Origin of the sequence: Maribacter sp. ACAM166 (assembly GCF_005771495.1) — a bacterium.
GTDB lineage: Bacteria > Bacteroidota > Bacteroidia > Flavobacteriales > Flavobacteriaceae > Maribacter.
On the sequence record NZ_VAUW01000008.1, the window covers coordinates 1 to 14,950 of the forward strand.

Annotated in this window: 14 protein-coding genes; 5 read left to right on the top strand and 9 right to left on the bottom strand. The window is 36.5% G+C overall.

Annotated elements, in window-relative coordinates; all coding sequences use genetic code 11:
• Positions 1–489, top strand: a 489-nt coding sequence (locus ES765_RS07715) for an IS30 family transposase (protein WP_171017256.1), incomplete at its 5' end; no start/stop codon positions are given.
• Between the two features lie 29 nt (positions 490–518).
• Here ES765_RS07715 and ES765_RS07720 read toward each other — a convergent pair.
• From ES765_RS07720 to ES765_RS07740, 5 genes are all read right to left on the bottom strand, one after another.
• Entirely contained in the window at positions 519–2,135 is a 1,617-nt protein-coding gene (locus ES765_RS07720; RefSeq protein ID WP_171017257.1) for a M28 family metallopeptidase, read from the bottom strand.
• A gap of 177 nt (positions 2,136–2,312) precedes the next feature.
• Positions 2,313–3,773, bottom strand: a complete 1,461-nt coding sequence (locus ES765_RS07725) for an amidohydrolase family protein (protein ID WP_138112907.1) — start codon at positions 3,771–3,773, stop codon at positions 2,313–2,315.
• A 129-nt stretch (positions 3,774–3,902) separates the two neighbouring features.
• Complete coding sequence (locus tag ES765_RS07730) at positions 3,903–4,337, bottom strand: hypothetical protein (RefSeq protein ID WP_138112909.1); 435 nt, start codon at positions 4,335–4,337, stop codon at positions 3,903–3,905.
• Positions 4,338–4,626: 289 nt separating this feature from the next.
• A complete protein-coding gene (locus ES765_RS07735; protein ID WP_138113180.1) occupies positions 4,627–7,128 on the bottom strand; it encodes an ABC transporter permease in 2,502 nt (833 codons plus the stop codon).
• 47 nt (positions 7,129–7,175) lie between these two features.
• Positions 7,176–7,865, bottom strand: a complete 690-nt coding sequence (locus ES765_RS07740; RefSeq protein ID WP_138112911.1) for an ABC transporter ATP-binding protein — start codon at positions 7,863–7,865, stop codon at positions 7,176–7,178.
• Positions 7,866–7,926: 61 nt separating this feature from the next.
• Here ES765_RS07740 and ES765_RS07745 point away from each other — a divergent pair, with 61 nt between their 5' ends.
• The gene (locus ES765_RS07745; protein ID WP_138112913.1) at positions 7,927–8,667 is read left to right on the top strand and encodes an arylesterase; all 741 of its coding nucleotides are present in this window, start codon (positions 7,927–7,929) and stop codon (positions 8,665–8,667) included.
• Here the strand turns inward: ES765_RS07745 and ES765_RS07750 are convergent.
• From ES765_RS07750 to ES765_RS07765, 4 genes are all read right to left on the bottom strand, one after another.
• The gene (locus ES765_RS07750; protein ID WP_138112915.1) at positions 8,664–8,903 is read right to left on the bottom strand and encodes a hypothetical protein; all 240 of its coding nucleotides are present in this window, start codon (positions 8,901–8,903) and stop codon (positions 8,664–8,666) included. The two genes, ES765_RS07745 and ES765_RS07750, sit on opposite strands and share 4 nt — an antisense overlap.
• Positions 8,904–9,622: 719 nt before the next feature.
• Complete coding sequence (locus tag ES765_RS07755; protein WP_138112917.1) at positions 9,623–9,859, bottom strand: hypothetical protein; 237 nt, start codon at positions 9,857–9,859, stop codon at positions 9,623–9,625.
• A gap of 380 nt (positions 9,860–10,239) precedes the next feature.
• The gene (locus tag ES765_RS07760; protein ID WP_138112919.1) at positions 10,240–10,476 is read right to left on the bottom strand and encodes a hypothetical protein; all 237 of its coding nucleotides are present in this window, start codon (positions 10,474–10,476) and stop codon (positions 10,240–10,242) included.
• A 181-nt stretch (positions 10,477–10,657) separates the two neighbouring features.
• Positions 10,658–11,344 carry a peptidoglycan DD-metalloendopeptidase family protein gene (locus ES765_RS07765; RefSeq protein WP_317131402.1) on the bottom strand — a complete coding sequence of 229 codons (687 nt, stop codon included), beginning with the start codon at positions 11,342–11,344 and terminating at the stop codon, positions 10,658–10,660.
• 98 nt (positions 11,345–11,442) lie between these two features.
• Between ES765_RS07765 and msrA the strand changes: the two genes are divergently transcribed.
• The 3 genes from msrA to ES765_RS07780 all read left to right on the top strand — a co-directional run bounded on the left by msrA (position 11,443) and on the right by ES765_RS07780 (position 14,939).
• Positions 11,443–12,150 carry a peptide-methionine (S)-S-oxide reductase MsrA gene (gene msrA, locus ES765_RS07770; protein WP_138112921.1) on the top strand — a complete coding sequence of 236 codons (708 nt, stop codon included), beginning with the start codon at positions 11,443–11,445 and terminating at the stop codon, positions 12,148–12,150.
• A gap of 77 nt (positions 12,151–12,227) precedes the next feature.
• On the top strand, positions 12,228–13,607 hold the full coding sequence (locus tag ES765_RS07775; RefSeq protein WP_138112923.1) for a DUF1080 domain-containing protein: 1,380 nt from the start codon (positions 12,228–12,230) through the stop codon (positions 13,605–13,607).
• A 3-nt stretch (positions 13,608–13,610) separates the two neighbouring features.
• Positions 13,611–14,939, top strand: coding sequence for a Gfo/Idh/MocA family oxidoreductase (locus ES765_RS07780; protein WP_138112925.1), 1,329 nt, complete (start codon positions 13,611–13,613; stop codon positions 14,937–14,939).
• The last annotated feature ends 11 nt before the right edge of the window (positions 14,940–14,950 follow it).

Genomic DNA, 14,950 nt, shown 5'->3' on the forward strand with positions numbered 1-14,950 from the left:
GTGGTAGATCAACGAAAAAGAATAGGGGATATAGAAGTTGACCTAATGATAGGAAGCAACCATAAATCGGCCTTATTGGTCATGACCGATCGAGCAACGCTTGTAACAATGATAGAGAAACTTACAAGTAAAAATGCGGATGAAGTATATGACAAAATGAACGAGAGGCTCACAAACTTCAGTTCATCTTGGATCAAGACCATAACCTTTGACAACGGAAAAGAATTTGCGTATCATCGTAAAATCGCCAAAGATCTAAAGGCGAAAACCTATTTCACCAGACCATATACTTCTCAGGACAAGGGTACCGTTGAAAATAGAATAGGCGTCATCAGAAGGTTTTTTCCTAAGAAAACGGACCTGAGAAACATTACTGAAAAAAGAATAAAGGAAGTAGAAAGATTATTAAATTACAGACCTATTAGAAAGTTTAATTATAATAACCCAATTGAAGTCCTAAAAAATAAGTGTGTTGCACTTATGGGTTGAACTCAGCCATAATTCGAATACTAATTTAATTACTTTCTTGCAGCTCTGAATTCGCTACCGTCATACCATTTTGGAAAATTAGCTTCATTAGATAATTTCAATCCAACATCATAAAACAGTTGTAAATCTAATTGCACTCCACTTAATTCAGTTGTTTCAGAATTGTATTCATCTGAAGGTTGATGGTATGTATTGGCATTATAATAATCATTATGTTTTTTTACCTCATCAATACTTATATCAAACCCTTCATAAGCGCCACTTGCATACAAGGCAGGAATACCAATTTTCGCAAAATTAAAATGATCTGATCTAAAGAAATATCCCTTTTCAGCTACTGGATCTGGGATTATATACCTGTTTTGTTTAATAGCCGCTTCTTCGGCATATTCATCCATTTCAGATTGGCCATAACCAGTAATGGTTAGATCTTTCATTTTCCCAGGACTATCTAGCGCATCGATATTAATGTTTGCTACTGTTTTCTTAGGATTAAAAATTGGATTTTCAGCGTAATATGCTGAACCTAGTAAACCTTGCTCTTCTCCTGTAAGGGCTATAAATACGATAGACCGTTCAGATGCACCACTTTTCTTGAACGCTTCTGCGATAGCCAATAAGCCCGCAGTTCCGGAAGCATTATCTACAGAACCATTATATATTGAATCACCTTTAATTGCTTTACCGATACCAAAATGGTCCCAATGTGCTGAGTAAATAATAAATTCATCTTTTCTGGTTGTACCGGGTATCGTTGCTACCACATTTTTAGAGACGTCTTTTTTGATATTGTTTTTAATTTCCACAGAAACTTTTACATCTAATGGAATTGGTTCAAAGTTTTTATCCCTGGCTATAGTTTTAAAATCTTGACCTTTCATAGCAGAAGCATCAAATAGTTTATTTGCGCTCTCACCACTTATCCAAGATTCAACATTTAAAAGCGGTAAATCACTTTCAATTGTTAATCGAGCACCCGTCCAACCTGATTCAATTACATTCCAACCATAAGAAGCTGGTTCCGTATCATGAATAATTAGAAGTCCGTCAGCACCCTGTCTTGCAGCTTCTTCGTACTTATATGTCCAACGTCCATAATAGGTCATTTCATTTCCTTTGAATAACGTTGAATCCCCAGATTTAAAACCTGGGTCATTAATTAAGACTACAGCGGTTTTACCTTTCCAATCGACACCTTCATAATCATTCCATCCATATTCTGGAGCAACTATTCCATACCCTGCAAAAACAAGTTCAGAACTTTTAAGGCTAACCTCTGTTTCTGCTTTGTTTGTTGTGGCCACAAAATCTTTTAAATAGTCTAAATTGAAACTTCCCTTTTTTCCGGAAATTACCATATGTTTAGAAGGCGTTCCTGTAATTTCAACCATCGGAACATCTTGAAAATAGCTGTCTTCATTACCTGGTGAAAGGCCTAGTTTTTCAAACTCGTCTTTTAAATAGTTTACTGTGATTACCTCACCCTCTGTAAATGGTTTTCTTCCAAGAAATTCATCTGAGGCTAAACGTTTAATATGATTGGCAATCGTTGTTTGGTCAACTTCAACTACTTCTGTGGTTGTTTTTTTGTCGTTCCCACAACCAATAAATAGTACGATTACTAAAAATTTCAGGTAATTATTCATAATTAATATTTTGATTACGTGTTCGTTAAGGTACCTAGATTACAAATCAAAGAGACATAAATCGTAACAAATTTTTAGGGATACATCTTGATTTTGATTGCTGTATTTTCCTCAAATCAAATAAATTCAAATAGACTTTATTCGCAAACACACTTTAAGAAAATTTAGACAATTAACTTAATCTCGTTCCTTATCGAGTTGAATTTTTCTGTTCTTGGCAATTTGTAGCATCGCATCTAATTCGGCTCTATCAAAATATTCTCCGTCATTGATAACAGCATAAATATCTTGAGTTGCCTTAATATCCAATAGTGGATTACTGCTCAAAATCACCAAATCTGCTTGCTTTTCTGGTTCAATAGTGGCCATTGTACTCAAAGTTCCCATTAATTCTGCCCCGTTTATGGTGGCACTTTGCAAGATTTGGAGCGGAGTCAACCCAGCTTCTTGAAACAACACTAATTCTTCATGAAGCGATTGCGCAGGATACACATAGGTATTTAATGCAGCAGCATCGCTACCTGCCAATATTTTAATACCTGCTTTTTGAATATAGGGTAGTTGTTTTGCTATCAATTCATAACGATCTTTACGTGCCTGCTTGTCCTCGGGTGTATCGTTTGCCATTCTACCAATTCTCCATTGATAATTTGCCGTAAAACGATTGGTCAAATAGTTTGAAAACGCATCATTTTCATGATTGTCTTCATCTAAATAGGCAAGTTGCTTTCCTCCAATCAATGTCGGGGTAATGGCAATACCAGTTTTGCCTAATTTTTGGTACGCTCGATTTGCAATATCTTGATTAAAATTAGCCGTATACAATTCATTTGCTTGCGCTTTTGTAATCTCACCAGATTTCAACTTCTCTACAATACTTTGTTCATCACTCCCTAATCGTAATAGATAACTGGCATGCTCTATACTTGTAAAACCTTCATCCACTACTTCCTGAATGGTAAGGTCTATTGGAATGTGGCCCGACACCATAAAGCCTCGCTTTTTAGCTTCTTGTACACTCTTTAAAAATAACGGGCCTGGTAACGTATTCTCAGTAATTTTGACCAAATCAACGTTATAGTATTCAAGTTTATCTAGCATCTGCGCCAATTCTTCTTCATTGGCTATTTCTAAATCTCGTTTCCAGATAGAATTGATACCTTCTAGTTTTCTACCCGCAGTAAATAGTTGAGGCCCTAGAATTTTATCTTGTTCAATATCATCTCTCCAAGCAAGAACCTGTTCCCCTAAATCACTTGCCATATCACGAACTGTAGTTACGCCATAAGCAATAAACACGGGAAGCAACGCCAAGTTATCCTCAACCAAGTCTTCCCCTTCAATATGAACATGCATATCCCACAGGCCTGGGATAATGAATTTACCTGTAGCATCAAACTGATGTTTAACATTTACTCCAGATTTTAAGGCATCGTAATTTCCAATGGACTTTATCATACCACTATCAATAAGAATGGCCTTGTCTTTTAAGACATCGCCATTTTTGACGTTAATGATAGTACCATTGTGTACCAAGATGGCTTGATCAGATAGTTTGTATTTGGGTTTGTTTTCGGTAGTACAGGATGTTAGTACTAAAGCGATAATTAACGATAGTATAAAAATTGTTTTTTTCATTGCAGTGATTTTTGGTTTGGGTATTATTATTATCAAAGGAAACTTTTATGTATAACAATAATGCGGTTTTGTATGAGAAAATTTACAGCAGTTAAATCAGAATAGTACTAACCTTTGATTAAGCATTAACTATTGAATTATTTTAGGAGTTATTGTACTTTTTCTTTGCTCTATTTTTAATTCAGTTTCTTGTGTCCATAGCAATTCTCTCCATTCGATTACAATTCCTTTTATTTTTAATAAATCCCAATCCTTATCCATTATTGTTAAACCTTGAAAAATCGGGGATTTGTCGAGGTGTTTGATGTTTTTATAACTTAATTCAAAGCTGTCTAAAATATCTTTTGTCCCTTTATGTGGTATACCTTCTTCCTTATATTTTGAATAATTTGCTAATCCAATTATCAATTCAATTGTTGATTTTGAATATTTACTTTTAATATGCTCTAATTTATATAATTTTTGTTTGTCTTCAAGATCACCTTTAAAGTCCTTTATACTTCTATTAATATAGCTTTGAAAAGCTATAAATGCTAAACCGTAAATTGGTTCGCTCTCTTCCATAAACCAAACTCCGTCGTACCAATGAATTTAATCTATTTGATTTTATAAAACAACAATCGCATCTTTTAAACCATTGATTATTATTCCCAAACTTACTACTCGATAATCAACTTTTAAATAATGGATAAACTCAGTCATAATTGAATAATTGTCAAGTTCAATTCTGCTCAATTTTCCCAAAATGAAACAGAACAATTGAATTATTTTATTGATGATATCCAACTTACAATACTCCAAATTAATAAAGTAAGAATTGAAATACACTAATATTCAAAAAATTAGAGTACTTCTAATTCCCCTCTTTTCGCAATACCTGTAACGGCGGACTATTTAAAACTCCTTTACTATTTAATAATCCTATAGAAAGCACTAACAATGTTATACCCGGCAAAACGACCAAAAATGGCACTAATGAGGGTACAAAAGGCGTGTCAAAAATAAAATAGGCGAGCAAAAAACTACTTACTAATGAAAGAAGTACGCCTACCCCGCTGCCTAATACTCCTAAAAATAAATACTCCAAGGCATTTATTTTTAGAATTTGTTTGCTTTGAGCTCCTAATGTTCTTAATAATACGCTTTCGCGAATACGTTGGTATTTGCTATTTCGTACCGAGCCTATCAATACAATAATCCCCGTAAGAATACTGAAAAACGCCATAAAGGTGATCACCCATGAAATCTTATCGAGAATATTTTCAACCAGTGTAACCACTTGTCGTAAATCTATGATGGACACATTCGGAAACTTGCTAACCAATTCTCGTTGTAGATTTGCTGAAGATTTTTTGTCAGGCGCATTGGTAGTCAACACATGAAACTGCGGCGCATTTTCCAATACCCCTTTTGGAAACACAACAGAAAAATTAAGCTGCATACGTGCCCAATCTACCTGTCGAATATTACCCACAACAGTGGTCATCAATTTACCTTGTACATTAAACAGCAGTGTATCACCAACGGTAACAAGCGCATCATTAGCCACATTATCTGCTAACGAAATAGGAATAACTTCGTTGTTTGGATCTACACGTTCTAACCATTCCCCTTCTAATAATTTTTCAGACCCAATCATAGCGTCTCGGTAGGTAGTTCTAAACTCGTGGCTCAAAATCCATTTATTGACTCGCGTTGTGGAATCTAATCGAATATCATTTACACTTCGGTCTTTAATACGTTCTAATCGCATAGTAACAATAGGAATATTATCAATTACCGATAATCCTTTTGGTGTGATTGTCCCTTCTACGGCATCGCGTTGTTCGGTCTGCACATCAAAAAGAATCAAATTGGGACTTTCGGTACTCGATTCAAAAGAGGCCTTGGCGAGTAGAAAGTCCTTCGTAAAATATAAGGTGCTTATCAAAAAGGTTCCAATACCTATTGCCAATATTAATACTACCGTTTGGTTGTTAGGTCGGAATAAATTCAACAAGCTCTGCCGTGCAGGAAAACTCCACGATTTTGGAAAGTAGCGTTTAATCAAGTGCATAAATACAATGGAAACTCCGGCTAGAATGGAGAAAGTCACCAAAATACCCGCTACAAAACTTGCGGCAAATCCCCACCTGCCCAACAGCCAATATGCAAATAGGAACACAAATAATATAATCGCTACTACCACCCATATTTGATACGGGCGTGATTTCTTACCGGTGTCTTCTTGCACGCGCAATACTTGTAAGGGTGATACGAACCACGTATTTATCAGAGGCGAAAGTGCAAATAACACAGACATACATACGCCCAATAATAATCCGACAAAAATTGCTTGAAACGATGTGGAAATCTCTACTTGAAACGGTAGAAATTCTTGTAAAATAAGCGGAAATGATTGTTGTAATAGCAATCCGATAATCGTACCAATGAATCCGCCCAACAAGCCCATTCCGGTAATTTGCAGTAAATAAATCAAAAAAGTTTGTTTACGGGTAGCACCCAAACATTTGAGTACAGCAACTGATTTTAATTTCTCTTTAATGTAAATATGAACTGAACTCGCAATACCAACACAGCCTAATAACAAAGCGATGAATGCTACCAAGTTCAAAAAACGGCCTACATTTTCATACCGCCTGCCCAATCGCTGACTGGTATCGGTATGAGTATCCATGTCCGCATTTTCTGCATCCAACAAAGGATCTACTCGTTTGTTAAGCGCTTTTAAATCTACCTTGGCATTCTTGAAATAATAGTTATATCCTAAACGGCTTCCTTTTTGCAGGAGTCCGCTTTCTTCCATAAATCGAAATGGCACAATAATCAGTGGTGCTGCAGTAGCACCAATACCCGTACTACCGGGAGCAGTAATTAACGAGCCAATAATTGGAAAGGTTGTTGTACCTAATTTTACACTATCGCCCGCTTTAAGGTTGTACTGTAACATAGCGGTAGCATCAACTAAAGCACCGCCCTTTTCTTGGTATTCATTCGCAGCACTAGTGGGTTCGGTTTCTAGTTCGCCATAAAAAGGAAAGCTCCCCTCTATGCCACGTACCTGTACTAGTTTGGTAGCTCCGTTCTTGGGAAAAGCTGCCATAGAGGCAAAGTTGACCTCCCGGGCATCGGCACCACCTAAAGAATCCATTAATTGAGTTACCCGTTCATTGGCAGGTTGATTACTGTCTATTAGAAAATCGGCACCCATTAAGGCCTTGGATTGTAATCCTATATTTTCTTTAAGGTTTTCACTGAAGGATTGAATGGATACCACTGCCGCAATACCCAATATAATGGAGGCCATAAACAAGAATAAGCGTTTACCGCTGGCCTTGCCATCGCGCCAAGCCATTTTCACCAACCAATTAAAGCCTGCTTTTGAAGTTCGTCGTAGGTCGCTCAAGATATCGCCATGGTTTCATCGATTACTATTTTACCACCTTTAAGTCGTAATACATGTTGGTTTAAGTTTGCCAAATCAAGATCATGGGTCACAATAACCAATGTTGTCCCCATTTCTTTATTCAAATCGAACAATAATTTGATTACTTTTTCTCCGGTTTCTTCATCCAAGTTCCCTGTAGGTTCATCTGCGAAAAGTATGGAAGGTTTATTGGAAAATGCCCTTGCAAGTGCGACCCGTTGCTGTTCACCACCCGATAATTGAGAAGGATAATGATCATGCCGGTTGCCAAGACCTACTTTTTCAAGTAAGTCCATCGCATCTTTGGCTGCATTTTTTGCTCCTTGTAATTCTAGAGGTACACTTACGTTTTCTAAAGCAGTCAATGTAGGTAGCAATTGAAAATCCTGAAAAATAAAACCTACTTTTTCATTTCTAAGAAGCGCACGCTGATCTTCGTTCAAGGTGCTTACATCTTCTCCACAAAGGCTTATGGTGCCTTCATCTATTTGGTCTAATCCAGCGCAAAGCCCCAATAAGGTGGTCTTTCCACTACCAGAAGGTCCTACAATGGCAAAACTTGAGCCTGCCTCAATGGAAAAGGAAATATCGTCGAGTACAGTCAAATTTTTTGATCCGCTCGTATAGGTCTTCCTTAGGTTGTGAACGTTTAATATCTTTGTCATAAATCATTTTCTACAAGAGAACAAAATAGGCAAATGATTTGGATTCTAATTAGATAAAGCTATGCTGAAAGTATTAAAGTTTCGTTATTTTTTATGTGCATTATTGCTTGTAGGCTGCGGCGAAAATCAGGAAAAGAAGCATCAAGAAACCAATAATAGTACTACCACAGTTGTAGACAATGAGGTCGTAGCTACCGATGAAAAGGTCATCTTATTTTATGGCAATAGCCTTACGGCCGCATATGGCTTAGATACAAAGGAAGGTTTTCCTAATAGGATACAACAACGATTAGATTCTTTAGGATTAGAATATAGGGTCATTAATTCCGGATTGAGCGGAGAAACCACTTCTGGCGGATTGAATCGGTTAAACTGGGTATTGAATCAACCCGTAGATATTTTTGTTTTGGAGTTGGGTGCCAATGACGGACTAAGGGGTATACCTATTTCAGAATCCATGAATAATCTGCAGACCATGATTGATATGGTGAAGGAAAAAAATCCGGAGACTCAAATCATTCTTGCCGGTATGCAAATACCTCCAAATATGGGCGCTGATTATTCGACTCAATTTAGAGAGATGTATCCCGTTTTGGCCGAATCGAACAAAATTCTTTTAATACCTTTTTTATTGGAAGGTGTTGCAGGCATACCAACATTAAACTTGGAGGATGGTATTCACCCCACCGCAGAGGGACAAAAAATAGTAACTAATAACGTGTGGGAAATTTTGGAAGCGGTAGTATTACCCTCCATAGAGACGGATGTAACTACAGGTGCCGAGGTTGAGGAAGTCAATTAAGCGAAAAGGATTCTTCTAGATCTTGACTTAAAGAGTAAGGCTCTTTTCACCCTAGCATTTTTCACTTTGAAAAATCTTGCCGCTGTTTCGAAACTTTGATGGTTAGTTTCAGACTGTTCTATTTTCTCCGTCAAAGGCATAACAATAGCTTGTACTTTGGTAACCAGTAATTTTTCTTGGGCTTGGGACTGAGTTCCCAAACAGATAACAAGGAATAAAAAAAGAATGGTACGCATACATAGGTGAATTTGGTTTGTAGATAACCCCAATTTGTGGGATGGGGTATTTCGCATTCGACAAGATGTACTTTTTTTACGATGAAAGGATAGCTTTTCGATGTATCACCATTTTTTGTAGTCCCTCTTCCTACAAATACATATACCGATAATCGATATAAAAATACTGTTAATCGGCTCCGTAAACACTTTCCTACAAAATAGATCTGTTTTTTAATTAGCCACCCTATATAGGTTCTTTTGATACTTGAATATATATTATAGCTACTAGTATAAGTTATCAAATAGGTTCTAGATAGTTCTGGTGAGCTTTGCCGAAGTGAACTTTAAATTTAGTCTGCCTACCGAAAAGGAAAGTATCGAGAAGTATTTTGTGTACCAAAAGGGTTGTCCGGAGTGCAACCGAAAGGTTCTCAATACACTTGATTTCAAAAAGAAAAATTTAAACATCAAGTACTCTAACTGACAGTACGTTTAAATGGCTTCCTTTAACTTCGAATGAATTTTTGAGGTACGAGAAAATTCATTCGAGAAGTATTCGTATTCAAAAATGTTATCGATAATACTGCTGAGCTTGCCGAAGTATAGCGGCTTTAAAATTAAAGGATGGAAAATCAAGCACTCGAACTATCTTGGAATCTTAAATCATTAAAAATTGCTTTCAGTCTTAAATAGTAACTGTGAACTGAATACCAAGAATTAAAACTAATAACTGAATATTAAGCCATTTTAGCTTTGTTAGCCTTGGTAATGAAATTCAACTCTCTTTTTATTTTAGAACTTTTTGATTTGTATAAACGTGCAACTTCCGTTTTTGTCTCAAGGTTCAACTCATATGTTGATTCGATTACAATAGTTATTTCAATAGTTTCAACGTTAACATCGCTAGTAGCTGTTTGTGCTTGAGCAGTGATTCCTAAGAAGATGATAAAGATGATGGTGGCTATTGTTTTCATGACTTGCTTTGTTACACTTATATAACGCAGCAGGCCTTGTTTCACTAGGTCGTGAATCGCCAAAAAACACGTATTACTCGTTACGTTGCACGTACTCCGTTTAAGTGTAAAATCTTGTCGATAAACGACATACCGGCAAAAAACACCTTAGCGATTAAAGGTGTCGATAATCGATGTGGGTAAGTTCTTTTCCAATTACTATAGGGCATTAAGATAGATTTGTCATCAATTAAGGTTCTCGATACACTTGATTTCCAAAAAAAAATTTGAACATCAAGCACTCGAACTGACATTGAAACTTAAATGCATCAAAAATTACTTTCAGTCTTAAAATAGTAACTGTGAACTGAATACCAAGAATTAAAACTGATAACTGAATATTATGCCATTTTAGCTTTGTTAGCCTTGGTGATGAAATTCAATTCTCTTTTTATTTTAGAACTTTTTGATTTGTATAAACGTGCAACTTCCGTTTTTGTCTCAAGGTTCAACTCATATGTTGATTCGGTTACAATAGTCATTTCAATAGTTTCAACGTTAACATCGCTAGTAGCTGTTTGTGCTTGAGCAGTGATTCCTAAGAAGATGATAAAGATGATGGTAGCTATTGTTTTCATGACTTGCTTTGTTACACTTATATAACGCAGCAGGCCTTGTTTCACTAGGTCGTGAATCGCCAAAAAACACGTATTACTCGTTACGTTGCACGTACTCCGTTTAAGTGCAAAATCTTGTCGATAAACGACATACCAGCAAAAAACACCTTAGCGATTAAAGGTGTCGTTAATCGAGCTGGATTTAGTCTAACTTCAATAACAGATTAGGGTCTGGGCAGTTTTTACGATAGAAAGGTAATTGAGCCTTGGCACATACCCCTGGGTAATCACCTTGGTTACCTTCTAAATTCCGTATCATCTGAAAATGTAAATGCGGGGCATAATTCACATTAATATCTGGTGTGCCCAATCTACCTACTATTTCGCCAGCTTTGAATTCCTTACCTACGAATAATCCATCCAAAGAATCTAATGACAAGTGACCATATAATGTGTAAAAGGTATGAGTACCTAAAACATGTTTCAATATTATAGTCGGACCATAATCCCCAACTACATTATTATAGTCGAAACTATGTACCGTTCCATTTAAGGGTACGTTTACTATCGTTCCCGCAGCACACCAAAAATCAATTCCTAAATGAATGTTTCTAATAGGGCTACTAGTAGCCGTGAAACTTTCCGTATCATTATAAAGGTTACGTTCTTCTAAATATCCTCCATAAGCAACAATGCCCTGCTTTCGCTTTAAAACGGTATCAATGTAATTCTGGCATATGCTAAAATCCGTAATATTAATTCCTATTAACTCTCCATTATCTTTAGAAAGATCTAAGGGTACATATGTATGAATGGGAATGATAGTATCTAAAATAGGAATGGCATTTTTAGAAATAGAATGTAGATCGTTAAGTAGTCTGTTCATCATCCAAAAATAAATCATCCTTTGTTGTTGTTAACATTTTTTAACCCTTTAAAAAGTAAGGTCTTTGTAAATTACCTACAAACTGCAAAAAGAAAATTACTATGAGACTATTACAGCTAACGTTATTGGCCTGTGCTACATTGCTAGCTACAAGTTGCCAGTCTAAAGTCAAGAAAAATGCGCTATCAGAAAATGCTGAACATATAGAAGCTGAGCATGAAGAGGTCGAGGAAGTAATTAAACTAAGTCCACAACAATTAAGCAGGTACGAAACTGCATATTTTGCGAGTGGCTGCTTTTGGTGTGTAGAAGCTATTTTCGAAAGTGTAAAAGGCGTTAAAGAAGTAGTTTCTGGCTATGCAGGTGGAATACAAAAAAATCCAACGTACGAAGATGTAGGGTATGGAAATACCGATCATGCCGAAGCGGTTGAGGTGTATTATGACCCAAATGAAATTTCTTTCACCCAATTGGTTCAAGTTTTCTTTGGCTCACATGACCCTACTCAATTAAATAGACAAGGTCCTGATCGTGGTAAACAGTACCGTTCAATTGCTTTTTACAAAACTGACGAACAAAAGAAAATAATTGAAGGATATATGCAAGCCCTTACGGATCAAAATGTATATGGTGACGCCCTAATAACGACAGAGGTTAGCCCTTATACCGTTTTTTATAAGGCAGAGGCCTATCATCAAGATTATGAAAAAAATAATCCTACTAATTCATACATACGTAACGTTTCTATTCCTCGGTTAAATCGATTTAAAGAAAACTTTGGAGAATATCTAAAGAAGAGTGCCCATTAAAAGATCTCCCAAAATTTAGTATATTCAAGCGCCCAAAATAGGGCGCTTTTTTTATAAATTATAATTTACCATAACCAATGAATTTAAAAATTAATTATTTGCTTTTTACCCTAGCCTTAGCAACCCTACTAGGCGGTTGTCAACAAGAACCGAAAGATAATACCCCTTGGGTAACTCTTTTTGATGGAGAATCACTAAACGGATGGACGCAACTTGGTGGTGAAGCCACATATACTGTTAAAGATAATGCCATCGTGGGAACGACTGTACACAAAACACCTAATTCATTTATGACATCAGATAAAATGTATGGTGATTTTATTTTAGAATTAGATTACAAAGTAGACCCTAGTATGAATTCTGGTATTCAAATTAGAAGCAATAGTTTAGCACATTATATGGATGGTCGGGTACATGGATATCAAATAGAAATAGACCCTTCTGAACGTGCTTGGAGCGCTGGCATTTATGATGAAGCGAGAAGAGGTTGGTTAAACCCAATAACCGATAATCAAGAAGCTCAAAAGGCATTTAAGCAGAATGAATGGAACCATTATAGAATAGAGGCAATAGGTGACACCTTAAAAACATGGATCAATGAAGTACCTGCCGCATACCTAATAGACGATAAAACAGACAAAGGCTTTATAGCACTTCAAGTACATAGCATTTCTGATGAGCAGAAAGATGGAACCGATATTATCTGGAAAAACATTAAAATACTAACCGATAACCTTTCTAAATACTCAAAAAAGAGTCCGTTAAAACCAATTATCACAAACAACGCCTTAGGTGTTGACGAAGCAAAAAAAGGCTGGAAAATGTTATGGGACGGCGAAACTACTAAGGGTTGGCGAGGAGCTCGTTTAGAAGAATTTCCTTCTACGGGTTGGGATGTAAAAGACGGTATTTTGACCGTTTTATCTTCTGGTGGTGAAGAGTCTGCGGCTGGTGGAGATATTGTCACCAAAGAAATCTATGGTGATTTTGAGCTTATGCTAGATTTTAAAATTACCGAAGGTGCAAATAGCGGAATCAAATATTATGTAGATACCGATATTAATAAAGGCCCAGGTTCTTCAATAGGATTGGAATATCAAATTTTGGACGATGCCAAGCACCCAGATGCTAAATTAGGGAATCATGATGGTAGCCGTACAATAGCTTCTCTTTACGATTTGATACAAGCGGACGTTAACAAACCGATGAATCCACCGGGTGAATGGAATACGGCACATATCGTTTCTAAAGACAACCATGTAGAACATTGGTTAAACGGAATGAAAGTTTTGGAATATGAGCGTAAAAGTGATGACTATCGAAAATTGGTATCTGAAAGCAAATATGCAAAATGGCCAAAATTTGGCGAATCTGACAAAGGACATATCCTTTTGCAAGATCATGGGGACAGCGTCTCATTTAAAAACATTAAAATAAAATCAATCATAAAAGAATAACCTATGACCACTAGAAGAAATTTTATTAAAAAAACCTCAGCAGGAACAGCTGCCGTAACTTTAGGCGGGTTAGTATTCCCTAGTAGTTCTTATGCAAATATTCTTGGAGCCAATGATCATATTAATTGTGCCATTATCGGAGTACGTAGTAGGGCAAAAGCACATGTAAAAGCTATTAATAGAGACAAAAATGCTAAAATTATATATTCGTGTGATGTAGATGATGTCATTTTGAAAGAACATAATGGGTGGTGCCAAGAAAATATTGGGTATATACCAAAAGTAGAAAACGACTTTAGAAAGGTATTAGAAGATAAGGATGTAGATGCTGTATTCATTGCAACACCAGAACACTGGCACGCTCCCATGGCTATTATGGCACTACAAGCTGGTAAGCATGTTTACGTAGAAAAGCCTTGTAGTCATAACCCGTTTGAAAATGACCTATTGGTAGAAGCGCATAAGAAATATGGTAAAAAGGTGCAAATGGGTAACCAACAGCGTTCTGCCAAAACTTCGATCATGGCTATTAAAGACATTAAAGAAGGTGTTATTGGCGATGTTTATAAAGGAGAAGCTTACTATTCAAATAACCGAGGTTCAATTGGTACAGGAAAGGTTATCGATGTTCCATCTACCTTGAACTGGGATCTTTGGCAAGGACCGGCACCAAGAGAAGACTATAAAAATAATATTCACCCTTACAACTGGCATTGGTTCCGCACGTATGGTACCGGCGAAATACACAATAATGGTACACATGAAATTGATATTTGTCGTTGGGCATTAGGAGTAGATTTACCGAAAACCGTAACTTCATTTGGTGGAAAATATACCTTTCAAGATGATTGGGAGTTTGTGGACAACCAACAGATAACATACACGTTTGACAATGATAAATTTTTAACCTGGACCGGACATAGCCGAGGTATAATGAAACCAGAGCGACCTGGCCGTGGTAGCACCATGTATGGTACCAAAGGGACCATTATGTTAGACCGAAATTTCTATAAGCTTTTTGATTTAGATGGAAATCTGATTAAAGAGGAACTAGAAGGTGGTTCAAGTGAAACAACCAATACACGAGGAGAAGGACAATTGGATGTGAACCATATTGCAAATTTCTTTGCAGGAATCAGGGAAGATAAAAGTCTTCATTCTGACATTCGAGATGCAAGTGTATCTACTATGTTATGTCATTTGGGAAATATGGCTCAAGATGCTGGTGAAACCTTAAAAATCGATACTACCACTGGTAAAGTGCTTAACAACAAAAAATCAATGGAATCATGGAAACGTACCTATGCAGAAGGATGGGAACCTAAACTATAAAATACTTCCAT